Genomic DNA, 25093 nt, shown 5'->3' with positions numbered 1-25093 from the left:
ATAGCTGCATGGTGAATAAGGAATTATTCGTCTATAAGCGCAGCTGCAAATCCAATGTTACCTGCATATTGCATCATTCGTTGTCTCTTTCCTAAAGTAAGTAGTCTAATTCCGCTTTCCAATAGTTGTTGTCCAGTAAACTTATATAATCAATTTGCTTAAAGTCCTCACACACCTTAGAAAATTCTTCGTCTGAGAATTTTCTTTCGATGAAGGTGTTGTTTTCAAATCTTGGGTCTAATGAAGTATGAAATTCTTTATACCTAATTCTTCATTGCAGCCTGATGTATTTTCAGGACTGCTGTTGCGCCGAAACCTTTTACATATAGACTTGTCCAGCTGGCCCGGGTTTGCGATTTTGATCGATTATTGGTGACTAAGATCGAGTATCGTCGATCTTGTTCGATTCGACAAACGATTAAAAAGTGAGCCTTCAAAACCAATGGCCGCGCCGACTTTCCTACGCCCGGCAACGGTTGATGCACGATGTCATCGTACTAATATAACCATTCCTTTTTCGTGTTGTACGGGCGCCCCTTCAAATTGGTAAGTACACTTCCACACATAACCACCCGAATTTTGCGGTTTGCCAGCTAAATTTCCATCCCAACCGGTATTCAAGTCAACACTTTGAAAAACGATCTGGCCCCACCTGTTATAAATGAGTAACTGGTATTTTACTACATTGCCCATTAATATGGGTTTAAAGGTATCATTCTTTTTGTCTCCATTGGGAGAGAAGGCGTTTGGCACAAAAAAACCAGCTAAACATTGCTTCGGTATTACAAACAGAGAGTCGCGGCCGGTACAACCTTTGGCATCCTGCACCTGAAGCCAGTACATGCCTGGCTGCTGAACAGTGATGGATGAAGATACCGCATTGGTACTCCACCAATAGCTGGAGAATTTATTGAAGGGATTGATAGTTAGTTTGGCATAACTACACAAGGCCGTATCATCCGGCAAAAATGCAGTGGGTAACGGATTGATGCGGGTGATAGCAGTGGTATCGCTGTCTGTACAATTATTGCGATCTGTTACCTGTACCCAGTACGTGCCGGTATGTTGAACGGTCAGTTTGGATGCCGTACTTCCATCCTGCCACAAATATTTGGCAAATTCATTACCGGCATTCAAAACGGCCGTTGTTCCTGCGCACAATTCCGCCTCCTTTGGTAAAGTAACATCTGGATTGTTGTACACTGTTACCTGCACCGTATCATAAGACAGACAACTGTTGGTGCCGGTTGCTTTCACCGAATAGGTACCGCTGCTATTTACCGTAATAGAGACATTCTGGCTACCCGTGTTCCATTGCTGCTGCTGAAAGCCGGCACCTACACTGAACGTTGCGGCGCCGCCTGCACAAAAGCTGGTGTCGTTGGCGATGTGCAGGGGAACAGTAAACAGCTGCACCATTGCCGTGTCGTAGGATTTACAACTATTGTTGCCGGTGGCTATCACAGAATAAGTACCACTACGGTTTACAATAATAAAGGGAGCATTGCTACCCGTGCTCCATTGAGGCTGCTGGAAACCCGCCCCCGGACTGAAGGTTACGGAAGCGCCTTCACAAATACTGGTATCGTTGCCGATGTGCATTGGTAAAGGTTGTTTCATCGTAACCCGGATGGAATCATACCCAAAACAACCCGGCGTTTTTTCGACTTTTACATAATACATAGTGTCCAATTCAGGAGAAAGCGTTACTGCATTACTATTGGCGTTATCGATGTTGTAAACGGGCGTCCAGGAATAATGCATGAAACCAGTGGGCGCTGCTGCCTTCAATTTATCGTGTATGCATAAGCTGGTATCATTACCTATATCAAACACAATGGGTGCATCTGCGGTTACAACAAGAGTATCACTTAATTTGGCGCCACAGGCGTCTGTTACATCTACATAATATTTTCCGGGTGTAGTAACCGTAAGACCGGTTGCGGTTGAGCCGTCCTGCCAGGTGTAATTAACAAAACCGGGGTTGGCTTTCAATACTATCGAAGTCCCGGCACATAGGATGGTATCATTGCCCAGCTCAAGGTTATTCACCGCCACCGATGCCTGCACTTCTATACTGTCTTTCAGCATACGGCAACCGGAAAATATACCTGAATAGATCTTTGAAACGCCGTTGCCTATGAATTGCACTTTCAATAAGGTATCGCTGGAGGATATGGCTTTCACCATTCTGGTATCAAACTCCCAGCTTATGGGCGCAGTACAGCCTGCACTTTTTTTCACGCGGTATTCATATACGAGTCCCGCACTACATATACTGGCAGGGCCGGTTAGCTCAGGTTCTAAACAAGTGATCGGCGAACTGCATACCAACCTGTTTTGTTGCAATGAATAGTCTTCTTCCGAATAAGGAAGCGTTATCAGGGGAAGTGGCGTGGTGTTGGTATTAAAATTGACCGGGGTAATGGTGAAAGGAGTGGTTTCCTGCAAATATCCAAAACTCTCCGTCATACAATTCCCCATGGCGCCGTCAAAAGTGTATTTTTTAAGATACATGTCGGCGTTATAAGGATTGTTATAGAAAAAGTTACCTGCCTCGTAAAAACCGCCATCTGTTGCTTCGGCTACATGAGTGGGAAAGCCCGCATCCATAGAGAAAATACGCTTGCTGTGCAACACTTTTCCGGTTGCATCGAGCCTGATGAAAACATTAAATCCTCTATAAGGGTTTACAGAATTGTCATACATAAACCCGCTCAATACCACCTCATTGTTTTGGGTAACCAGGGTAGTTGAGGAAAGCGACTGATTGTTATAAGAGAAAGAAGTTGTGTACACCTGGTTACCGTTCTTATCAAGAAACAGAATAGCTGTTACGGTCCTGGAGTTGTTGATATCAGCATACCCCGACAATACCAATTTATCCTGCAGCAATTGTAAATCTCTTTCCATTCCAATGCCGCGTCCGGGCCCGGTAATATTCCTGACCCATACCAGGTTACCGCTTGCCTTTTCCATTTTAAACACCATGGTGCTGGCAGAATTGGGCATATTCATTGAGAAATACAGGTACTGTTCATCCTGGCACATAGTGCCATATGAGCCCGTCATAAAACTGTTACCAGGTGGTGCATAGTTTTTTCTCCACAACAGGTTCCCGGCAGCGTCCAGCTTGATGAGGGAAAGCTGTTCATTCCAGGTAAAGGGATCGTTTTGGAAGATCAGATAGATATTGCCATCGGCATCTTCTATCAGGTCGAAAAAGTCGTTATATACGTCCTGAACGGGTAACGCTTTATTCCAAATCATATTCAGGTTATCGGTGAGCTTGCTGACCGTGAAATAGCCTTTTCCGTTATAACTGGCGCCGCCCATTACCAGCAGGTTGCCACCATGCATTTGAAATTGCCTTCCCAAACCCGCTCTATCACCAAGCTGAACCTTTTTACGGTTCACCAGTTTTCCCTTTGCATCAAATTTTATCAAAATGGCGTGTTGCGTGCCTGGTGTATAGCCATCATCACGCATAGAGCCGGTAACCATTACTTCGTTGTTGGCATTCACTGACAGGCCAGACGCCAGATCACAGAAATGGGTACTTCTAAAACTGCGGTAAAAAGTATATACACAGGTATCTTCAACCGGTTTCGGCGGACAACTCAACTGGTGACAGGTAAACTGTGTATCGATAAGCGCCGGCTGAAACACCCAGCCCGGCGACGTTATGACGGGCACAAGCACTGCCGCCGTATTCGATACCGCCTGACTGGGATTGTTTGCATTAACTAAACGGGTAACTGTAAATGTAGTTCCGTCGCAACTCCCCAGGTAGCCTGCTGTGTCGGTTTTTATAACGAGTGGTTTTGCAGCGGCTGCATTACTGGCAACCAAAAAACCGCCATCGGCCATGCGATCAATGGCCGATGGCTGATAGCCGCTAAAACCGCCAAATTGTTTTGAAAACTCAACGGGCGCATTGTAGGAACTCGCTTCTTCCCCAATGGATTTCAACATGTACAGGTCATTACTGCCGGTTGTGTTCATAAAGGCAATCACATCTGCCCGGTCTGTCAGCAAACTGGAGGCCGTTTCGTCGAACGTAATGGCGGGCATTTGATAGGTTTCGAATAAACCCATATTTACAAAACCATTATAAGACGACATCTTGAACAACTGGTAAGGTGCGCCGTTCATCGAGTACACGCCAATGATGCGTGGCCGCATGTTGATCAATTGCATATCGTGGAAGATGAAATCGGCATTGTTAGCCGTACCTCCAAATTGCCTGGAGGCTTTAATAGCGCCGTCTACTGCGTTTATGGTAAGGATACCTCCAACTTTTCGGCCGGCCTCTATGCCGGTGTAGGCCAGGTACCAATCGAAATAATCATATGGCCCTACGGTAATGCCCACGGTAGTACTTTGAGGCAGCGCCTGCACTTTGTTCATCCATTTCAGGGTTCCGGTTTTATCGAATCGGCCATATAGCATAGAGGCATCGTCTTCAGCCACCATCCCAATGTCTTCCATCTCTCCTGCAAATACAGCCACGCCCCTGTAATTGGTAGCCGTTTGCAGCAATTTCATCCATAGCAGGTTGCCATTGATATCGGTTAATGCAATAAATGGTTGCTGAGCGGTACCGCCAGGGTCTTCGCTGGTGCCTGCGAGTACAATATTTCCATCAGGCATACGGGCCATACGGTGTATGCGTTCGTTTTTTAAGGGGGTGCCCAGGGTTTTCGACCAGGTAACCTGGCCATTGATATCGAGTTGTTGCAACAGGGCATCCTGCTGACCACCATTGACCGTAGTATAGCCTGCCTGGAAGCTATAGCCGGTGGTGCTGCCAAGGATATCGCTGATATGATTTTGCGAGGCTGCATTGCCCAAAAGCATTTTAAAAGTATATGTAGCGCAGTCGTTTATGGGAAATGCGAAGGCCATGGCGCGGGCGTTGGGGCGACTGCTTTGGTAAAGGGGAATTTTTGGAGGCAATGGCGGCAGTTTGGCTGAGGTGATGGGTGGCGGCAGGGGTTGCTCCTGCGAAAAAGTGGTAAGGGATAAGATAAGTAATATTAGGGTTAGGGCATAAAAGCGCATGTTTGCGATAGGTATTACGGTTTGGGCGTGGGTTTAGAATTTTGAGTGGCAAAATAGAATAATATGGGGGATTTGCAAAGGAAGGAGGTGAAATAAGACCTAATCGCAGAAAAGCTTTTTCGACAATTTATTTATTGCCATCAAGCTCAGTAACTCTCTAATAACTGCCTTAATGCCTTTAGGTTCTGTATTAATTGGTTCGAAATCTGTCCAGCTGTCCCGACCAAAATTAAAAGAGCCTTCAAGTCGTTGGATTGAAGGCTCTTTTTGGTTCGAGATATTCTGTATTCGCTACTGAATTATGTAATCCCGTTTTGTGGGATATTCTGCAATTTCAATCTTCCGACCTTGAATGATTACAAAACCAGAGTTTGCCATATCAGTCGCAGCCTTAGTCTCGGAATTCCATTGAGTTGATGTCGCCGAAAAGGAAACAATTCTTCTTCCTGCATCTTCATAATATTCAGTATGATGAAACCAAATCTTTTTGTCTAATAGTTTTTGTACTTTCTTTAAACTGTCTCCTTGATGAATCGCTAAATATGTTGAAGAGTCTGTTGAAAGAATCGTAAAAAGTGTATCGTTATAAACAAAACTATTCAAACTACTTTCTTTTAGGTTAGGTTTGTATTCATAAAGCCCATCAATCTTTTGATATCTGCTTTTTTCATAAGAATTTAGACTGTCGACCTGTGTCCACCAATTACAGCCGAATCGCCTGTCTTTATATTTTAACTCAATGAGTTTTTCAGGATTGCTAATTCTTGTATAATCGTATGTGTACAAATCATCAAATACGTAATAAGAGTTGTGATAATAAACAACTTGGTAAACACATTCTGAATTATAAAAGTATAACCGTTTATTACGTTTGTTATAAAAAAATAATGAACCCCCAAATTCACCTGCGCAACAGCCATAGATTTGGTAAGTACTGTCTTCAAGAAAAACCTGTACAGGAGGTATCGGCCTGGAAGCTGCAAAGCAATTTTTAGCCAATGGCACAAAAGTGATCATCACCGGCAGAAACCAGGAAAAATTGGATGAAGCCAGAAAATTATATCCTGCGTTAACTGCTATAAAAAGCGATGTAGCTAATGCCGATGATGCCCGGTTACTTTTCAATAAGATTAAGGAGCTTGGAGGAATTGATATCCTTTACAATAATGCTGGCGTTATGAGCGGTCCACTGAACCTGGGAATAGCGAATGATAAACATTTTGAGCAGGCAAAGAATGAAATGGACATCAACTACCTGGGGGTAATTCGCCTTAACAACCTGTTCATCGAAATGCTGAAATCAAGGAAAGAAGCCGCAATTATTAACACATCTTCCCTCTTAAGTTACGTACCATTAAATCTTGGAGCAACCTATTCTGCCAGCAAAGTGGCCATGCGTTTTTACACAGTGGCACTGAGAGATCATTTGAAAATACTGGGCAGCAATGTGAAAGTGTTTGAGCTATCACCACCTGTGGTGGCAACAAGTATGACAGAACACGTTGGGAGAAAAGGAGTCTCTCCGGAAAAATTGGTAAACGCTTTGATTGCCGGCATTAAAAACAACCGGTTTACTATACGTGTCGGTATCAGCAAATTGGTTTACCTGGCTAATCGCCTTTTTCCTAAAATAGCATATGGGTTAGTTAACCCGGCAAAAAATGCCCAGCAACTTCAATCATAGCCTATTTTCTTCAAACAATATAATATCAAAAAAATGACAACTACTAACATAAAACCAGAAACAGAAGACGCTAAAACTAGCCTTTGTACGGAGCGTTACTGTTGAAAAAATCATTACCGGTAGCAAAACCAGCAATCTCACCATCTTCATGTTGGGCCACGAAGCAAAACCAGTTTTCTTTTCTATTGGCAAATCGTTGTTGCCATTGCTGATTTCTTATTTCGGGCGTAGGCTTTGGATGATGATTTGGATAAGTAGCATTCCACGATGTTACGTGCACATGCACAAGCTGCTCCAGGTCGTCTGGAACAGCCTCACGAATAATAAATCTGCCTTTAGACGTAGAAATATACATACCAGTTGTTAAAGTTAGCATTTGTGGTCAGGATATCCCTAGTATTCCATTCTTTTTCAGGCTACCGGTACCCGCAGGCTGCTATGATGAGAACTTAAGGTGTGTGTTCCCCAATTGATCTATTTGCTTCATTACACCATTTACAATGCGGTCGCAGCAAACCAGGTTAAACTCGTAAATATCCTCGGTGGAATATGTTTTTTCAATCTCTTTTCGAAGCATGGCTTTTGCCCGGTTTAACCTGACCTTAACGTTGCTGGTGGTGGTGTTCATCGCTTCTGCCGTTTCTGCAACGCTAAGACCCGTGAGCTCACGAAGCGTAAATGTTGTTCTATACTCTTGCGGAAGTTGTTGAAGACAGGCTTCAACAACTTTATTAAATTCCTTGCTGATCATTGCATCGTTGGTGTTGCTATGGTTGGGTAAAAGCATAAACGATGAATTGTCGGGTAAAATATCTGTTGTTTGTTCTTTCTGGTAACTGAACTTATGTGCCTTGCGATAGCATTGATTAAGCATGATCCTGATGAGCCATGTTTTAAAGGAAGAGCGTTCGGCAAATTGCTTAAGGTTCACATAACTATTAATAAATGCTTCCTGCATCAGATCTTCCGTGTCCTGGTGATTATAACCATAGCTTCTTCCCACTTTGTAGAGATAGGGATTATACCTGCGGATTATAATTTCAAACACAGCAGTATTGCCTGCCAATACCTGCTGAATAATTTCGATATCGGTATATTCCTGAACCTTCTTATCTGACATGTTTAATGCCATAGCTGTTCCTGTTTAATGCTACCGGTAATTCAAAGTTACCAAATTGTGCGTAATGCGCTGCTTATCCCCTTGAGAACGACACGTTGCTTTTAGCCTCCTGCCGAACATTTGTTGTGCCGGTTACCCGGGCTAGTTGAGCTAGCGAATAGGCGCCTATGGCCATAACAAGGTCGCGAACCGCTACGTCAAGATATCCTCCGTTAGCAAGAAGCGATAAGCCAATTAGTGCAAGCCATGCACTTACAATATAAGCTCCGAAGGCAGGTCTGAACAAAACGATCAATCCCGCAATAACTTCAATCACACCAACAATCAGCATAAATGTATGTGGGCTAAATGGAAGCATTTTTGCAATGGTAGGATTGAGATATTTTTCCCAATCTGTAAGAAGATTGGTGAATTTATCTAACCCTGCCACAATGGGCACTAATCCATAAGTAAGTTTCATAAGCTTGTAAATGCGCTCAACTCTTGGCGAGGTTATAACTGCTGTTTCCATAACATTTGTTTTTTAATGACCTGAAAATTAAACTCATCAAAATAATAGAGCAGGTGACAGCTCAAAAGGTTACAAATGCCGGAAACAATTTCACCAGAGGTGATGGACAAAGGGCGGCTCGTGAGCCATAGGCTCACGGGCCGCCTGCTTGATCGATTATTTCCTCCCTATTTCGCGAATGGGAGCGCGAGCGGCCTAACAGGGGCACCGGTAGCACCACGAAGTTTAAGTGAAGCTGCAATAAACGCAAATTCATACACCTTATCGGTTGCCAATTCTTCCAGGAACATATTTTCGATAAACATTACTCCTTTCTGTGCCAGTAGATAAGTATGCACGGGTACCCAGTTTCCTTCCTGCTCCGGCGGAAACATTTCCAGGCTTAGATTGTCGGCTCCCATCGTCATAACTTTCTGATCTTCTACCAGCCACTTTACTGCAGCAAGACTAATACCAGCGTATTGATCAAGATATTTGTTCCCTTCCTGAAAAAATTTGGCCATACCTGTTCTGATCAGCACTACATCACCTTCTGCCAGCTTAATTTCTTGCTTTTTAAGCGCTCCTCTCAGGTCTTCAACGGTAATTCGATAGTTCTGGTCCAGCACAGATTTGCCTTTAAAAGCTGCCATATCTATCAGAACGCCGCGTGCAATAATCGGCGGAATTGTTTCTGCACTGCCTTTTTTCCATCCTTTGTCGCCAAGGTATTTTTCGGCCGAAAATCCGTTCCAGATTTTCCCTTCCAATCCAAAATGGCTCAGGGCATCTATGTGCGTACCCGTGTGGGTAAACATAGAAATAGCATCTGACGTATAGCTTATCTTCTTATTCATTGATTCTCCCTGTCCATTTGGATTATCAACCAAAGTGCCATGTGGTGTATGTGTTAGCCAATATTGGTATTGCGGATCGCCAAATATATTAAAGCCTGGCATGCCAACATAATATGGAACGCTTAGATCGTAAGTCTTTCCTAATTTAACCGACCGTAATGCCTGTAGTTGCGATTGCCCGCTCATCATGTTCAGCGTGCCAATTTCATCGTTTGGCCCCCAGGGGCTTTTCCCTGCGGTTTCCTGCGCATTTACTCCATAAGAGAATAAAAACAATAACATGTTGATTCCTGAAATTTTCCTTTTCATGATTTTTTTTTTAATCAGGAGGCAAAATTCAGGCAACAAAAAACAATAAATTTTAAGGTACCTTAATAAATGGATCGGTGGCTTTTCCTAAGGTAACTAAGAAACTCTTTGGTGATACCCAGATAAGAAGCGATCATATATTGCGGAACCCGTTGCTCTATTTCCCGGTATTGGCTCCGGAACTGTTCATATCTTTCGCCAGCGCTTTGACTAATGCTTTTGAGATGGCGTTCCTGCATTACAGTAAGCGCACTTTGAAATTTAATCCTGAAAAACCGCTCAAGAGGTGGAACTTTATCGTAGAGTTCTTCAAGCGTGTCACGATGGATCTGAAGCAATACTGAAGGCTCAATGGCCTGAATGAATTGTGTGGCCGGTTTAAGAGTAAGGTAACTTGTGAGGTCATTTACGCACCATCCTTTAATTCCGAATTGAGTAATGATCTCCCGAACATCTTCTAATGTATATACACGTAAACAACCGGAAGAAACAAAATATAAGTGATGGGAAATCTGCCCAGGCCTTAGCAAGTATTCTTTCTTGGCAAGCTTTCTGATTTTAAAGGCTTCTTTTATGATTGCCAGCTGTTCGCTAGTGAAATCTGCTTTAGCCGTAAGGTTCTCAATTAAAGGGGTGTACAAATCTGATTTCATTCAAAAACGTGATTTAACCTAAAATTATAGCCTAGTTGTCAAAAAGACATTGTTCCCAGATAAGAAAATCTACTTTCTTTTCTTTTTCTATGGCACCATAGGCCCAATGCTTTTACTCAGTTGATGGTTGAGATCTGCAGAATATCGGGAATCATAAAGCCTCTTGTTTTCCATTTTATGAAATCATCGCTAAGGCCACCATAATTAAGGGCTGTTTTGATCTTTCACGGGAAAAATATTAGCCATCTGATCTTGTTTTTACCGCTCAGTTTCAAAATATGTGTTTTGTATCTTTATCAATAATACAGAAACATGGCAAAGGAAACGGGGTATGACAAAGTAAACAGTCTTGTAGACCATCTTTTCAGACATGAAACAGGAAAGATGGTTGCTGTGTTGACCCGGATATTTGGTATTCATAATCTTCAGCTATTTCAGCTCGAAGTAGTATTGGTATAATCAAGTATTTATTCGCTAAACGTTTTTTGACAGCGAGTCCGATTCAGTTGATTTCTGTCCGATCATTTTTTGGCGATGCTTTTTCCCCCATTCATGCATGGCAATTATCACCTCCGAAAGCGTGTTACTGTAAGGGGTAAGTTCATACTCCACCATGATTGGGCTAGTGTCCAGTACCGTCCGGGTAACCAGCCCATTGACTTCCATCTCCTTCAATTCCTTGGATAATATCCGGGGCGATATCCCGGCTTCCCTGGACAGTTCCCGAAACTTTAACTTACCACCTCTCAATATGGCGATCAGTACCAGTTTCCATTTGCCGCCTACTACGTCCAGTGTGTCCTGAAGGCTGAGTCTTGCCCTTCTACATTCTTCGTCGGTGGCGGGTGTTAAACAACGATTTTTGTTTGCCATAGTAACCTTTTTGTAACCGGTAACCTTAATGTAACAGATAATAAAGATATAGCATCTCCCCTGTAGTTTTGTGAGGAAATAAAAAACGATTAAAGACTCTAAACTTTTTAAAAAAAGCTCATGAACTCAACCATTACCGAAAATAGTACGGCTCGCGCTGAACGTTTATTTCGAATGCACCTTTCTATGTTTACCGACCCCGACATGCCTCGGGAAGCCTATGCCGACCTATGGACTGAGGACGCTGTGCACGAGTACCCATATGCGCCCGCCCCCTATTCCAAACAGCTAGAAGGACGAGACATTATTACGGCGTATATAGCTAATGTGACCCAAAGCGCTACCAACTGGAGTTTTACTAACTTCGCCTTCTCGGCCACGTCTGATCCCGATACAGTGTTTGTGGAGTTCGAAGGAAGTGCCCTGGTGACTGCTACTGGCAAGAGGTACCAGCAGATTTATGTAGGCCGCATTACGTTGCGAGAAGGGAAAATCGCAAACTATCGGGAATTTTGGAATCCAAGTTGGATCTTAGATGCCTTTCTGTAAGGTACTTCCGACAGGCAGTTATCCTGAACTGAGAAAATCATTGATAAACAGTAACCCGATGAAGCGTTTGGCTCAAGTGGAAGACGTGTCCAATATTGCGGAATTCTTTGCCAGTGACTTTTCTTCATTTGTTAACGGACAATATTTATAAGTAACTGGGGGCGCTACTCAATCACCTACCGCATTTTGGATACACTTTAGACTGGTAGAATTTCCTCGCCAACGGAAAAGAGCCATTTTGACAGCCGATTTATTTAGCAAATTCTAAATTGAGCAAGTTAGTATTATTATTTATAAGTTCATTTACAGCTTTTAAATCGTTTACTAACAGGTTAGAAATTCGTCCAGCCGACTAAAATTAAGAGAGCCTTCAAGTCGTTGGATTTGAAGGCTCTTTTAGTTCGAAGTATACTTGTTAAGTGTGCAGGAGAAAGAGGAATTGATTTAAATTTATAAGTTGAAGCCTATGATTTGCCTCAAAAAGACCGCTTTGCTGATCGTAAGAATCAAGCCAATCATCCACTTGATCCGCTGCTTGATTAAATCCATAATAAGTATCTTTTACACCAAGGCATAACAAGTCTACCAGGTAACCTGCATAAGTAAAGTTTCCATTAGTATGTCTGCGAATGACAATTATATGAGCAATCTTGCTCGTTTCCCAGTCAGTGTTTATCAGCGAGCGGTCTATTTTTTAATGTTCGTGCTCGCGATTTGATGTATTGTTCTGCAGAAAGAGGTTGCTTATTCATGTTAACAAAAGTAGCAGGGCAACCATTACAGTGAAAAGTGAGTTATCCACAGCACATTTAAATGAAATAAATTGAATAGTATATTTTTTATGGAGCAGTTATATTTCTTTGACGCAGTAATCGGCAATGTTCCTTTGTGCAGAAGAAAATTCAATGCCTATAGCCAGTTTTTTCCGCTCATCTCCAATATGTGGTTGCAAATACGCTTTTTCAATGATTTGATCCAGTGCCTCCCTGGCTGAAGCGTTCAGTTTCAATTCCAGTGCATAGATGAATCGCTTTGTTTTTACGATAATGTCAGCACGGCCTTTGCTGCTATGTACTTCTGCGGAGATATCTATACCAACATTTTTAAACGTTAGAAGTGTAATAATATGAAAAATAGATTCTGTATCCGCGCGCCATAGATCATAGGGGATGCTTCCAATTACGGCATTTAATTCGTTGATGATGCGGGGTGTATCGCCTTGTTCAAACGCGGCCCTGAGATCGGCAGTGACTGAAATTGAGGTGCCGGGAAACACTTCCCGGTAAGCGCTGAGCAAATTATCCAGCAGACTCACCTTTACCTCCCGGTTGGGATAATCCAGCGTATACAATTGTGTATCGGGGTTATAGCTTTTGATTGTAAGATAACCCGTTTGAAATAACAAAGGTCCGGAAACCGGATTCTCGATTTGAAAACTACCTAATGATATATCAGATTCACGGACGTTTTCGAAATCATATTCTCTTTTTTTCTTAAGGAGGTTCACCAGAAAAGACGGAGATCCGGTAGCAAACCAAAAATTTCTAAATGCTTCTTCTTTCATGAAAGAAAGCAACGAGAATGGGTTGTACACCGTTTCCTTTCCATCCCAACTATAACCATTGTACCAGTTCCTGATGTTTTCCAACAATTGAATCTTCTCTATGCCTAGTACCCGGGGTAACGTTTCCAGCTCCCCTGCAAAATTTGATTCCAATTCCTGCTGAGTAATTCCTGCTATATTATTGAAATGCTTGCTTAAGGTAATATCTTCTAAATTGTTAAGATCAGAGAAAATACTCACTTTAGAGAACCTGCTTACACCAGTAAGAATTAAAAGCCGAATGTGTTTATCTGCATCTTTCAATATAGAAAATAAATTCTTTAAAATAGCGCGGCTTTCTGTGGCCCTGGGAATATCATCCAGGTAATCGATTATGGGTTTATCATATTCGTCAATCAGGATTGCTACCTTGCCTTTTTGAGCTGCTTTGCCAATTAATTCTTTAAATAACTGATCGTAAGCGCTATCCCTTAGCTCAACTTGTAAACGACGAGCGTTTTCTTGTAATGCTCCTTCGATAGCACTTTGTAATCCAATTGTACCTGTGCCAATATTTGAAAAGGAAATTCTAATAACCGGATTATTATTTTCCCAATCCCATTTATCGTGAATCCATAATCCTCTAAAAAGTTCTTCACTACCACTGAATAGCTCGGCTATAGTGTCCAGTAATAGGCTTTTCCCAAAACGACGAGGACGACTCAGGAAATAATACTTCCCATAATTCACCATTTGGTGAATTATTTCCGTTTTATCGACATATACGAATCCACCTTCCCGTATTTCTCGAAATGATTGTAAGCCAATGGGATATTTCCTTGTCATATTGCAAATATAATCCATTGAAAATTAATGAACCAGATATAAGCCATGAGGGTGACACAGGGATTGGAAAGAATGTGAGATTATATTGTCAGTTGTTATGATTTTTTTCTACATATATCCCCCATTTAGGCTTATAAACTGCCTAATGTCCTTAAATCCGTTATTAACGGGTTAGACATTTGTTCAGCCGGCCCGACATTAAAAATGAACCCTTCAGATGGTTGGATTTGAAGGGTTTTTTAATTTGAATTATTTTTGATCCGTTTGCGCAAGAATACCCATACAAGGCATTGGTTATTGCGATAGAGCTTTTTACTTATTTTGTCCGCAAAACAGGTAAATGACACCGTTGTCTACCGGTGAATGTATTTATTTGTAGGCAAATACAATTCGTCCATATGAAATCAATTTTACTTTTACTCTGCATTTTTATCGGTAGTCAAACTACTTTTTCACAGGATGTTATGAGGTTGGAAGACGACCTGACCGCTACGTTCAAATTGACAAAAATGAACCTTATCCAGGTTAATAAGATCAGGCATGGCGATTTGGAAGGGAAAGATCATACATACTATGCTAAAGTAAAATTCGGAAAAAGAAGTTTTGATATAGAAATATATAAAACAACCACCGGGGAATTAGTATGGGCAGCTTATCCTTTACTGAGTGACAATGAATATTTCAAAAAAGACCTGCAAAGGTCTAATAGCGTTACGGAAGTTTATTCCCTGGATCGAAATGTAACCGGTGGCGGCACTGAAAAATGCGAGGTAACATTTTTTAAAGGAATGGACCTAACGGTAATGGTTTCTTACTCAGCTAAAAGACCAGGAGAAACAACGCGCGGAGAATATATTATAGGATCTTGTGATCTTTAACACCACTATATTTCGAATAATGAAGATTGCCACTTTATTTCTCTTTATTAGTCTCTTCTATGCCAATTGCAGTTACGACCCTGTCAATGATGAGACCGAGGAAGAAAAAGCATCGGACTGTTCATATGATGATGGTACACATTCCGCTACGGTTGACTATTATAATCCTGAAACCGGACATAACGCAACATATGATCTCGACGTGGAAGTTCAGGATTGTGAAGTGATCCAGATCGAATTCCCCAAAGGCGGATGGCTGGATGGCGATCATATTTCCCCTACAGCCCTGGATGAAGATGGAAATGCCACCATTGAAGATGACCAGGGTAGAACATGGGAGGTACATTTAGAGTAATAACAAAGTCGTAGACCGGAGTTATTGTAACTAGCTTTTATGTTTTTTTCTTTCGAGCAACCAGGTATGTAACTATTAAACCAACGATCAATATCGTAATTTGTATCTCTATGCCCACACGGTTAGTCAATACATTGGCATCGGGTGTATTCTGTTTCAGATGCAGGGTCCAAAGGGACGCTTTGCCTGCTTTCATTCCTGCCAGTACCTGCAGAAAATTCAAAGCTGCATGAAGGCCGGTTGGCAATGCAATTCCGCGCGACCAAAAAGCTGCCAGTCCAAATACAAACCCCCACGAACCAGGTCCTAAAAAGGCAACCTGCCAGCTCCATCCACTTACAACATGATACAGTGCAAAGGCAATGGCGACTATGATCTGTGTCCATAAGAGCCCATAAGTTTTTTCCAGCTTCAAAAACGTATAAGACCGGAAGACCAGTTCTTCCATGAATGCGAACGGAATAATGATCAGTAGCGCGTCAAGCAATGTTTGCATTGTAACCTCATTGGCGCTTCTTTTAAGCTCCAGACCGGTGCAATTTACCAGCACTAACAGAATCACTGCAAAAATCGCCGCGCCGGCCAAGAGGCCCAAAAGAAACCTTACAATGATATATCTATCCCATACCAAACCTATATCCGAAAATGTCCTTTTTTCATTCTTTAGAAAGAGCCAGATAAGAAAGAATCCGGCCAATGTACCCATTAAAGCCTGCAACAACTGCGACCAGTCGGGTGGCGCCAACGCGGTCAGCAAACTTAATCCAAATAATAAGGAAGTAAATAAGGTCCAGAAAAGCAAACTTCTTATAACAGCATTTTTCATAAGCAGGTTCGTTTTTGAATGGCGATTACCGTTTGTAGCGGTTTCTGGATAAATGTTACCGTTTTAACTTAATGATTTTGCTTTTTTAGCGTGTTAAGGGTAAAGCGCAGGACGATTCTTAAACTAAAAAAACGGTAGGGAGTTAACCAGCCGTTTGATTTCGTTAGGGCGCCAGATGGTGTTGAGGCCCGATTAAAATTTCATAATGGATTTCCGTTCGTCTATACTGTAATAAAACCGGACAATTCTGTATCAAAACCGCACTTTCATTTTCAACTCATTTATTTAGTTAGTTGATTTTCAAAAAAAATAAAAAATGGCATCTTTATTATAGAAAAAGAGACCATAATCATTTGTAATGAAAAGAAACTGTTTTCTAATACCTTTCCTTCTGCTTTCCTGGGTGAATTGCTTCGCTCAAAAAGAAGTAAAAATTTCGCCGGCCATAATTCTTTCTTTAAGAAAAACAATTGAATCGGATATCAATCCATACAAACAAGATATTTATAAAATTAAGTTGTCCAAAGGACAATTCGCCAGTATCCGCGTTTATCAAAAAAATGTCGGACTGAACATTTTGGTTTGTGATCCCCTGGATAGTTTACAACAAATTGTAGATGAAAACGGCATTGGACAAAATGAAGTAGTCACCATAAATGCAAAAATGACTGGTGACTATAAATTAAAAGTCATTTGGAATTTTAATAAACCTCTTTCAGGACAGTATGAGATAACGCTAGACAGAGTAGAAAAATCAGGCGGAAGCATTGCGCAAAAAGCACAACAACTATTTGATAGTTGGTATGAAAAAAAAGCACCGGGAGCAGCAATGGTAGTAGTGAAAAACAATGAAATCGTTTTGAAACTGGCAAAAGGGCTTGCCAATGTAGAGGAAAATATTCCACTCACCAATTCTTCTGTTTTTGAAATAGCATCCTGCTCTAAGCAATTCACTGCTTTCGCCATTGCCATGCTGGTTGATAAAAAAATAATTTCGATGGATGATGATATCAGGAAATATCTGCCTGAAATGCCAGACTATGGCAATAAAATCACAATAGCAAATCTGGTCTATCATACTTCAGGAATTCGTAGTACAGATGTATTAGAAGTTACAGGCTTTTCACCGGAAGATAATATTACCCTTCCTATGGCGGTACGATTTGCAGCAGCTCAAAAGCATTTGAAATTTAAACCAGGTGAACGATTCAATTATTCTAATACTAACTATAATCTTCTTGTAGAAATAGTTGCCAGGGTTACCAAACAATCATTTTTTTCATGGACCAGGGAAAATATTTTCAAACCTCTCGGCATGAATGCAACTTTTTTTAAAGAAGACCCTGGCTATGTATATAGGCATAAGGTGTTATGCTATAAACCTGGAAAGGAAGGTTTTGTACAACGCCCAAATAATTATGCGGCAACCGGCTCTGCAGGTTTATGTACTTCTATTGATGATCTGGTGAAATGGGTGAATAGTTTTGACACTAAGCATCTAATTACAAAAAACATGGAAGCTTTGTTGATAACGACAGGTAGTTTAAATGATGGTTCCAAGACAAAATATGCATTTGGTAACGAAATTGGAGAATTTCACGGCTTTAAAAGAATTGAACATTTAGGATTGGTGATTGGCTACCGAACGGCTATAGCTAGGTTTCCGGATGAAAAATTGTCTATTATTTACCTGAGTAATGATAACAATGATGCCACGTATCAACGATTCTATAAAGTAAGAGATATGTTTTTAAATGTTCCTGTGGAGAAATCGCGTATTAAAGCACTGCCTGACGTAAATGAAGTGATTACGAGACTGGAAAAGAAAGCAGATATAACAGCCGACCTCACACAATATAAAGGCATTTACTATTCTGATGAATTAAATGCGGCTTTGCCTTTGGTAATAAAGGATAAAAAATTAGTGATTGTGCACCCGCGTTTAAACGAAATTGTTCTCTCGCAAGTAAGAGATGACAATTTTGGATTTATTCAATTTTCGAGAAATACGTCAAATGAAATTGTTTCATTGACTGTATTGGGAGAAAATATACAGTTTAATAAAATTGAGAATTAGTCTTTTTAAGACTAACCTTAGCCTCCCCGTTCTTTTGATCAACGCTTTATGTAGTTGATCTATGTCAATTTAATTTTTGCCTTATATCAATTTTCTTGTTTGAGCAGCTTGGCGTTTTTTAAATAGTATGAATTGATCGCCGGAGTTGGAAACTCCGGCGATCTCTTTTAATATCATTTATCATTTACAAAAACATACAGCTTCTTTACCAGGTTATTGTCGAGTACGAACAAGTCCATTCCGGTAACCATATCCGGTTTATCTGCCGTACCGAATTGCCAGAACAGGCGGCCCAGGTTGGTGTGTGCATCGATGGCTTTCTGATGAGTGAAACGCGCAGCAGGATTTTTCTGTTGGAGATCCCGGATAAAAGAGTCGATCTTTTTGTGACCGACAGCTGTAAAATGCCGGTCTATAATGAAATAAGCTGCCTCAAATTACTTTTGAGACAGCTTATTGTTTGCTAATAATACTTATACAAATAGGTTTCTTGTAAAGTTGAGGGCGAATCAAAAAACTCGCTAACTATCGATTTCGGATCATCGCTAAAGCCAGGAGTATATACTTTTGTTTCAACAAGCCTGTTTAAATTATCGTACAAATAAGTCGTAATAGAAACTTCATTATAGTAGCCATTATTTTCATTTTTATAGGCGCGCTTAATCGTCCTGTCGACAATCAACATCTCCTTTGATAAATTCCCATTTTTATCATACTCATACATAATTTTATCGGCAGGGATCGGCTGGCCTCTTTCACAGCATTTATTTTTGAGGAAATACTTCCCGACCAATAAAGAATCCTTATAAATAAACCTGACAGCGCTGACAGTATCTTTATTCCATAAATAAACTTCGGTATCCTTTTTTCCCATGCTATTATAGGAATAAACATATTCACTCATAACTGCTACCGTGCCTGTACTTCCATCGTAATTTATCTGCTTTATAATGTTTCCTTTACCATCAAAAAAGCGCTCTCCTATCAACCTGGTGTTAAAATATTCTGATTCCTTGAGCTCGCTTCTTACTACATAAAAAACACTATCTGATTTTAGAAAAATCTTTCCAGTGCCTGCGGAGTCTTCTACATATACACTCGTTTTCAAAACTCTATTTCTAAAATAATCAACTGCTTTATGCAATTTGCCATTTGAATAATAATATTCAGCCTGCAAACTTGTATCGATCGACTTGCCTTTCTTAAAGGAGATCAGGTATTTCTTAACAACTTCATCTTTTTTCTTTTGACCGGAAGAAGGTGCCGTACAAGCGCTTACCAGGATCAATATAATACACACAAGTTTATTTATAAGCATATACCTTATTATCTATGATCATAAAATACGGTGCCCCCATAAGTTGACAAAATAACATACGGTGTTTTGTTTGGTACGGTTACATTTAGCATCAGCGGCAGTACGGCATTATATTCCCTACCCCCTACGCCAAATTTCTGCCCGATATATTCTTTTGCATTATTGTAAAATGTGGGAGCTAAATTATTAGGGTCAACAATTCCACCATTTGTTTGACGATAATGATTTGCAGGAGGATTGTGACCATTAGCCTGCGCTTTATTGGGAGAACCCTGTAAAACGTCAACACCATCCCATCCTTTTGCACCATTCGAATAATCCTTGCCCCAGGATACCATTGCATTAATTGCACCAGCCATTGCATCTTTCATGCCGCTGGAGTTATTTCTGGAAGCAGGAGTAGCATTTTTCAGCATCGTGTACCTGGTGTCCTTATTGGATTTTGCATAAGAAAAATGACCCTTTGTAGCTTGCGTTTCTGTTTTATTTTCAGCATCCATATTGTTCTTAATAACATTTGCGAATGCAAACGTCTCATCTTTATCACCTGAAGATTCTCCATACGCAATGGCCGCCATATCAATAAGCTCCGAATTCTTAATGTCCAGTTCTATAAGTACGAGTAAAATTAAATAAGCTTTATCATCTTTTTTGCCATCGCTAAAAAGCCAGGTACCATCTATGCCATAATAATCTCCCAGTGGCTTCATTCCATCCGGGTCAATAAACCTTATGGGATTATCAAATGCATAATTATATGGCGAATGTCTTCGCATTTGATCAGCCAACGGATCAATCACATGCCACCTGCCAATCTGTGCATCATACATCCTTGCCCCATAATCTAACCATTCCAGCCCACTACCATCCGTAAACTCTTTACTTTGCTCTTCCTTGCCGTTGTACTTGTACCTGTTTTCAGGACTTCCTGACAATAGAGCCCTCGAACTTATGCCCGCCATTGTTAATCCAAACGGATAATAGTGGCTTTCTTCCAGCACCGCGCCTCTGCTATGGATCACCTGCAGATTGTCGAAGTATACCCGCACCGGACTTTCATTACTAACAAATACATAAAGGTACCCATTTTGGGTAATTTCGATGTTACGAAGTGATGCATCTGCTTCGTAATGGCTCTTTACGCTGTTGGCATTACCCACGCGGCTGAAACTGCCTTTTACAAAATGGAAGTTCTCATCCAGTAAAATCCAGTTGATATAGGCTTTGGGCTGGGTGCCTGCGCCACGGCTGGGCTGCGTTAGGAAATTATCAACAGCATTGGCTATTGACGGAACGCCGTTTAAACCAGCGGCCGTAACATTTTTCCCTGCAATGGCGCCGGAGGGTGCTCCCAGCAAGCCGGCCAGCACATCCAGCACCGGTATGGGATAATTGGTTTCACCGGCATTGTTCTGGAAATAGTACGACTTACCGTAAATGTCAATGTAATCACCACTCATAACCTTTAGCGTTATGCCTAATCCTGTAACACCCGTATTGCCTGTTGCCTGTAATTTATACAGTTGCTGACTTACTGCTGTTGTGTTGCTGGCCGGGTTGTTGTTTACCGGCGCATCGGTAGCTGTTACGCCGCCGTTCTTATTGATGTAATCGGTGATGCCTGTTGCTTCGGACTTGTTAACCACATTGGCAGGATCTATTGTATAATACTTCTGTTCTTCATAGATGGCATTGGGTGTACCGCCGGTGGCCATGCTTCCTTCCAGCGTAGCGGCCGGGTAAATATCCTGTTGCTGTTGCTCTGTTAGCATTACACGAATATTACCGAGATAATCTTTGATAAAATAGTCTGTTTCAAAACGTGCAGGCGCATTACCAATCGCTGGTAAAAACCTGAAACGCCCTTCCTGGTGATTGATGAACAGCAAACGGCTGCTGTAATCGTCGTTAGGTGCATTGGCAGGACTGGTTGTTCGGCTTTCATAAACAAGGCCGTTCACGTAAGTAGTAGTGGTAGTAATGATTTTACCCGTTACACTTTGATCGCTCACCACTTTTTTCAACTTATTGCCTGCAGCGTCATATGCGTAAGTGACTGTTCCTTTAATACCATCGGAATTATGCACATTAACCACTGCCGGCAGATTCATATGGTTATACGTAATTCCATTAACCCCGGCGCTGCCGATATTCTTATTCAGGTCTTTCAGCAAATTACCATTGCCATCATATGTGTAGTCTGTAATGGCATTGATGTCTGTACCGTTTGGATTAGTGGTGTAGTTCTGCTTCTCATTCTTCTGTGGGTGAAAGGCAGAAGTTCTGAAATCGCCGAGCTTTGTTTGCTCGTCATTGAATAAGTCAACTACATTCTTCAGTTTATTGTTATTCTCGTAATAAGTGTATCGCAGGTCGTCTGTTTGTGCGCTGCCGGTGATTTTCGGTGCCCACTGCTGCATGCGTAATATATTGCCATTGGCGTCGTATGCGGTGGATGCATTTATGCCATCGCCTATCTTTACATCAAAATTCACTTCGCTGTTGTTCCAACTGCCATCCGTGTTGTGTTGTTCAAAATCGGCTCTCAGCAACCGGTTCACGGCATCATAAGCATAGTCATACTTCCGCTGTATGCCATCGCCGGAACTTTTCCATAACATACCGGCTATGTTACCATTGTAATAGGCGCTATCAAAGTTGCGACCGGTGGTATTGGCTGTTTTATCGTACCCCAGCTCATAACCAAAATACTTTTTTGTTTCGGTACCGCTAAGATAATCGCGGTTCATGCCCTTTTGCCAGCCGCGCACATGGTAATCATATACAAGTGATTCCAGCGGCTCGCCGGAAACATTGCCGGTACGGTCTTTTTTACTACCAATATATTTTGTTTTTAACTGCCCAAGGGTATTGTATTCGTTCTTTACAATGGGCGCTTCCTGTTTGTCTACGACCACCCCATTCACAATACTATGGATCGATTTTTTTACTGTTAACAACCGCCCCATTTCATCGTATTCCATTCTGGAAACAATTGCATGCGTTTGCGGATTACCGGCATCTGCATTTGTCTGCTTCTGAATGCTTACGATCGGTTGTCCGCTCCAGGTATACTGATTGGTGACAATATCTTCCCCACCGGTAACATTTCTTGTTTTTACCTGAATAAGCCGTTGCTTTTTATCGTATATGTTCACCGAATACAAATAGGTGTCCGGTCCCGCTCCCAGTACTTTTGTTTTTGTCCAGGTTTTGAGATCAAGCAACCTGGTAACAGGTGTCAGTTCCTGTGGATATAACGGCGCTTTGTTATAATTCTTATCCAGCAGGCTGTCGGCCGAACGATCCATGGTAGCATTCAATCCACTGGCTGCCGGCAGCGTGGCATAGGTGTCATAACCGGTTTGGATCAGCAATTCATAATCAGATCGTACACTTCCCGGAGCAAAGGGATAAACGGTATTGTTCCTTGCGTTTGCGTTGTGAATGAACCCATCACTGCTGTTGGTAAACAAGCCCGTTTCCACCGGCCTGCTGAAAACATCGTATAAACTGATCATCCATTTGCCATTGGCCCGCTGCTGGGCGTCCTGCGTCATTATCAGCCTTTTCAGCTTGTCGTATACCATCCATACTTCACCTTTGCTAGGTTCCTTTTTACGGATCAGCAGTTCGCGAAAATCATATTCATAGCGAAAGCATTGTTCGTCGAGCACCTTATTGTTCAATGCGTGCAGGTTCCAGCCGTTCTGGCTCAACAGCTCTACGCCGCGGGGTTGTACGGTCACCCGTAATTTATTGGCATAATCGTACAGGTAATAAGTGCAAAGCCAGCCTGTGTGGGCGGCTGTAGCAGGGGTGGCAGATAATTGCACTTTTTTCAACACCAGGTTGCCGCTTTTATCTTTAAACTCTACGGTTTGTTTCCCCGCTTCATCTATCGTGATTGTCTTAAACAGCTCTGCTGCTGTATAAGCGCCTTTAAAGGTATATGTACCCCAGTTGTTGTTTACGTCTGTAACATCCCATCTCTTCACGGAGTCTTCATCGGTATTAAAAGCATATTGCTGTTCTGTGCCCCTGTTACTGCCTGCCCAGTTAAAGCCGGGCGCCATGGTTTTGATTACACGGCTAAGTGGAGAAGATTCAAACTGGGTTTTGCTATAGTAATACTGTTCATTGGGATAAAGTATGGCGTTGAAATTTTGCTGTTCGTTCAATGCATTGGGTTTGAAGGCTCCGGTTGTGTCAACCGAAACATAGGGCATATAGCTGCGTTCTTTTCGCCCCAGAACGTCGTATGTAAAAGGAACAACCAGGTCTTTATGCGACTGGGTCACCTGCCGTTTTACGGTTTGCACCATTCGGCCTAACCCATCCATGTAGTCAACGGTTTGCTTCACTGATATCGGACGCACCAGGGCCTCTGCCTGCTCCGCGCCATAAACAGGCCTGGTAAATTCGCGGATGCGGATATAATTCATATTGCTCGTTGCCGACACATTTACGATCACGCGGGCCGTGCCGGTGTAAGCGACCGTTTTATTACAGGTTACTTTGCGGCGGAAAAAAGTAGTTGCATAAATACTGCCGGGCGTATAGTTCTGGTCGGTAGCGCCGGCGATATCATTGAACGTTTCATTATCGCCGCTTTGCTGCCATTGGTAAGTATAGCTGCTGCAGATACCACCAGATGGCAAAGAACCTGTAAATGTTCCAATGGTTGCTCCAACCGAAATAGAACTGGAAGAAGGCGAAATAGAACCGGGGATCACAGGCGGATCTACTGTTACAAGTGCTTTAGCGCTGTAACCTGTTTCTGTAGGTGTTTTAACCATTACCCTGTACCAGGTAGTGCTGTTTAAAACAGGCGGTGTATACTTTGCGGTATCGGTATGATTGATTGCCGTCCAGCTCGTTTGATCGGTACTGTATTGCCACGTATAGGAGCGTGTGCCCGTTCCACCTGTTACACCTTGCAGGGTTAACTGCGAAGGACTGGTGCCGCTGGCTATTTCCTGCGATGCCGGTGTAAGTGTACCCGCCACCAACGGCAGGTTGGTAACTATTACAGCCGACACCTGAGAATATACGCCTGCGATCACACCATCACATATTTCTTCTCGTTTGTAAAAGGTACTTATCGTTGACTGCAAGGGCTGATAAGTTCTGCCCGTAGCGCCAAAAATAGTGGTGTAGTTAACGCCATCCCTGCTTTGCGCCCATTTGAAAGTACAGGCGGTGGTGGGAATACGGGTAGGCGTGATGACGCCGGGCCGTGTGTTGGAGGTCACTAACTGGTAAAGCGGATTTACGGGACTAAACGTATTGGCTATTGCAACGGTTACCGTAATGGTGTTGTTAACCGAGCCGTTGGCATTTCTGATCCGAAGCGCTCCGCTTGGCCTTGTGTGCCATTGAACATACGCCTGGTTGGCATTCGAATAAATGATGGTTCCGTTAGCCACTTCCCAAAAAGCGCCGTCCGTAAGGGGTGCAGAAGAGGTATAGGGCCGCACTTCATTGAGCGGACAGGTAAGGGGGCCGGTGATCGTATAAACGGCTTGCGGATCACGATCGCCTGCCAGGCAAAAACTACCTGTTGTCAGCATGCATAGCATCCACATGCACACAACCTTTGTTATATATTGATGAGCCAGCATATTGTTTAAGTTAAACTTGATGGATGT

General features: G+C 42.2%; 19 protein-coding genes. 7 read left to right on the top strand and 12 right to left on the bottom strand.

The window, feature by feature from the left end; genetic code table 11:
* Window positions 1-489: 489 nt before the first annotated feature.
* Window positions 490-5064: a gliding motility-associated C-terminal domain-containing protein gene (locus GGD38_RS36915; protein ID WP_375300933.1), complete on the bottom strand. Its 4575-nt coding sequence runs from the start codon at window positions 5062-5064 to the stop codon at window positions 490-492.
* Between the two features lie 291 nt (window positions 5065-5355).
* Window positions 5356-6081 carry a hypothetical protein gene (locus GGD38_RS36910; RefSeq protein ID WP_375300934.1) on the bottom strand — a complete coding sequence of 242 codons (726 nt, stop codon included), beginning with the start codon at window positions 6079-6081 and terminating at the stop codon, window positions 5356-5358.
* On the opposite strand from GGD38_RS36910, the gene GGD38_RS36905 reads away from it, so the two are divergent.
* Complete coding sequence (locus GGD38_RS36905; protein ID WP_375300935.1) at window positions 6074-6748, top strand: SDR family oxidoreductase; 675 nt, start codon at window positions 6074-6076, stop codon at window positions 6746-6748. The genes GGD38_RS36910 and GGD38_RS36905 overlap by 8 nt on opposite strands.
* Window positions 6749-6824: 76 nt before the next feature.
* On the opposite strand, the gene GGD38_RS36900 is transcribed toward GGD38_RS36905, so the two are convergent.
* From GGD38_RS36900 to GGD38_RS36880, 5 genes are all read right to left on the bottom strand, one after another.
* Entirely contained in the window at window positions 6825-7103 is a 279-nt protein-coding gene (locus GGD38_RS36900) for a GNAT family N-acetyltransferase (RefSeq protein ID WP_375300936.1), read from the bottom strand.
* An 81-nt stretch (window positions 7104-7184) separates the two neighbouring features.
* Window positions 7185-7880, bottom strand: coding sequence for a sigma-70 family RNA polymerase sigma factor (locus GGD38_RS36895; RefSeq protein ID WP_375300937.1), 696 nt, complete (start codon window positions 7878-7880; stop codon window positions 7185-7187).
* Between the two features lie 61 nt (window positions 7881-7941).
* Window positions 7942-8379, bottom strand: a complete 438-nt coding sequence (locus GGD38_RS36890) for a hypothetical protein (RefSeq protein ID WP_375300938.1) — start codon at window positions 8377-8379, stop codon at window positions 7942-7944.
* Between the two features lie 167 nt (window positions 8380-8546).
* Window positions 8547-9524 carry a cyclase family protein gene (locus tag GGD38_RS36885; protein ID WP_375300939.1) on the bottom strand — a complete coding sequence of 326 codons (978 nt, stop codon included), beginning with the start codon at window positions 9522-9524 and terminating at the stop codon, window positions 8547-8549.
* 62 nt (window positions 9525-9586) lie between these two features.
* Window positions 9587-10177, bottom strand: coding sequence for a Crp/Fnr family transcriptional regulator (locus tag GGD38_RS36880; protein ID WP_375300940.1), 591 nt, complete (start codon window positions 10175-10177; stop codon window positions 9587-9589).
* 312 nt (window positions 10178-10489) lie between these two features.
* Here GGD38_RS36880 and GGD38_RS36875 point away from each other — a divergent pair, with 312 nt between their 5' ends.
* Window positions 10490-10636, top strand: a complete 147-nt coding sequence (locus tag GGD38_RS36875; RefSeq protein WP_375300941.1) for a hypothetical protein — start codon at window positions 10490-10492, stop codon at window positions 10634-10636.
* A 15-nt stretch (window positions 10637-10651) separates the two neighbouring features.
* Here GGD38_RS36875 and GGD38_RS36870 read toward each other — a convergent pair whose 3' ends face one another.
* The gene (locus tag GGD38_RS36870; RefSeq protein WP_375300942.1) at window positions 10652-11050 is read right to left on the bottom strand and encodes a winged helix-turn-helix transcriptional regulator; all 399 of its coding nucleotides are present in this window, start codon (window positions 11048-11050) and stop codon (window positions 10652-10654) included.
* Between the two features lie 120 nt (window positions 11051-11170).
* On the opposite strand from GGD38_RS36870, the gene GGD38_RS36865 reads away from it, so the two are divergent.
* Together GGD38_RS36865 and GGD38_RS36860 are read left to right on the top strand one after the other, a co-directional pair.
* Window positions 11171-11599: a nuclear transport factor 2 family protein gene (locus GGD38_RS36865; RefSeq protein ID WP_375300943.1), complete on the top strand. Its 429-nt coding sequence runs from the start codon at window positions 11171-11173 to the stop codon at window positions 11597-11599.
* Window positions 11586-11750, top strand: coding sequence for an SDR family oxidoreductase (locus GGD38_RS36860; protein ID WP_375300944.1), 165 nt, complete (start codon window positions 11586-11588; stop codon window positions 11748-11750). Before GGD38_RS36865 ends, GGD38_RS36860 begins: the two co-directional genes overlap by 14 nt.
* A gap of 699 nt (window positions 11751-12449) precedes the next feature.
* Here GGD38_RS36860 and GGD38_RS36855 read toward each other — a convergent pair.
* Window positions 12450-13988 carry an AAA family ATPase gene (locus tag GGD38_RS36855; protein ID WP_375300945.1) on the bottom strand — a complete coding sequence of 513 codons (1539 nt, stop codon included), beginning with the start codon at window positions 13986-13988 and terminating at the stop codon, window positions 12450-12452.
* A 398-nt stretch (window positions 13989-14386) separates the two neighbouring features.
* Between GGD38_RS36855 and GGD38_RS36850 the strand changes: the two genes are divergently transcribed.
* Window positions 14387-14866, top strand: coding sequence for a hypothetical protein (locus GGD38_RS36850; protein ID WP_375300946.1), 480 nt, complete (start codon window positions 14387-14389; stop codon window positions 14864-14866).
* Between the two features lie 19 nt (window positions 14867-14885).
* On the top strand, window positions 14886-15221 hold the full coding sequence (locus GGD38_RS36845) for a hypothetical protein (RefSeq protein ID WP_375300947.1): 336 nt from the start codon (window positions 14886-14888) through the stop codon (window positions 15219-15221).
* 37 nt (window positions 15222-15258) lie between these two features.
* On the opposite strand, the gene GGD38_RS36840 is transcribed toward GGD38_RS36845, so the two are convergent.
* Complete coding sequence (locus tag GGD38_RS36840) at window positions 15259-16047, bottom strand: lysostaphin resistance A-like protein (protein ID WP_375300948.1); 789 nt, start codon at window positions 16045-16047, stop codon at window positions 15259-15261.
* Window positions 16048-16405: 358 nt separating this feature from the next.
* Between GGD38_RS36840 and GGD38_RS36835 the strand changes: the two genes are divergently transcribed.
* Entirely contained in the window at window positions 16406-18124 is a 1719-nt protein-coding gene (locus tag GGD38_RS36835; RefSeq protein ID WP_375300949.1) for a serine hydrolase domain-containing protein, read from the top strand.
* A 463-nt stretch (window positions 18125-18587) separates the two neighbouring features.
* Here the strand turns inward: GGD38_RS36835 and GGD38_RS36830 are convergent, their stop codons facing one another.
* Window positions 18588-19442, bottom strand: coding sequence for a hypothetical protein (locus tag GGD38_RS36830; protein WP_375300950.1), 855 nt, complete (start codon window positions 19440-19442; stop codon window positions 18588-18590).
* 8 nt (window positions 19443-19450) lie between these two features.
* The gene (locus GGD38_RS36825) at window positions 19451-25066 is read right to left on the bottom strand and encodes a DUF6443 domain-containing protein (protein ID WP_375303968.1); all 5616 of its coding nucleotides are present in this window, start codon (window positions 25064-25066) and stop codon (window positions 19451-19453) included.
* Window positions 25067-25093: the final 27 nt, after the last annotated feature.

Origin of the sequence: Niastella sp. OAS944, from assembly GCA_024809215.1 — a bacterium.
In the GTDB taxonomy this organism is placed as follows: domain Bacteria; phylum Bacteroidota; class Bacteroidia; order Chitinophagales; family Chitinophagaceae; genus Niastella.
This window is presented reverse-complemented; position numbering and strand designations above follow the sequence as displayed.